At 71.3% G+C, this 645-nt stretch carries 1 protein-coding gene and 1 pseudogene; both read left to right on the plus strand.

Annotated features, from left to right (window positions below):
* Nucleotides 1–340: pseudogene (locus tag Y704_RS21700) on the plus strand (HAD family hydrolase); the annotation flags it as partial.
* The coding region (locus tag Y704_RS22910) for an HAD family hydrolase (RefSeq protein WP_051477170.1) at nt 318–645 on the plus strand (328 nt) is incomplete at its 3' end. The pseudogene Y704_RS21700 and the gene Y704_RS22910, both read left to right, overlap by 23 nt.

Genomic DNA, 645 nt, shown 5'->3' on the forward strand with positions numbered 1-645 from the left:
GCCTGACGTCGAGGCGTTCGCCAGCGCTCCCGGCGGCGGCGTGCGCGGGGTGGTCGAGGGCCGATCCGTGATTGCCGGCCGGGCGGGGTGGCTGGAGGAGAACGGCGTCGCCGTGTCCGAGGCGCATCTGCTGGAACTGCGGAAGGCCGAAGCCCGCGGTGCCACCGTGGTGTGGCTCGCTGTGGACGGCCGGGTCGAGGGGCTACTGAGCCTGACGGACACCGTGAAGGAAGGTTCGGCCCGCGCTATCCGGCGTTTGAGGGAGCTGGGCTTGAAGCCCATCCTGCTCCCCCGCCGGCAGTTCGCCCGATATCGCCTTGCACGACAGCAGCCTGCCTGACGTCGAGGCGTTCGCCAGCGCTCCCGGCGGCGGCGTGCGCGGGGTGGTCGAGGGCCGATCCGTGATTGCCGGCCGGGCGGGGTGGCTGGAGGAGAACGGCGTCGCCGTGTCCGAGGCGCATCTGCTGGAACTGCGGAAGGCCGAAGCCCGCGGTGCCACCGTGGTGTGGCTCGCTGTGGACGGCCGGGTCGAGGGGCTACTGAGCCTGACGGACACCGTGAAGGAAGGTTCGGCCCGCGCTATCCGGCGTTTGAGGGAGCTGGGCTTGAAGCCCATCCTGCTCACCGGCGACAACGAGTCGGTGG

Origin of the sequence: Arthrobacter sp. Br18 (assembly GCF_000520555.1) — a bacterium.
In the GTDB taxonomy this organism is placed as follows: domain Bacteria; phylum Actinomycetota; class Actinomycetes; order Actinomycetales; family Micrococcaceae; genus Arthrobacter_D.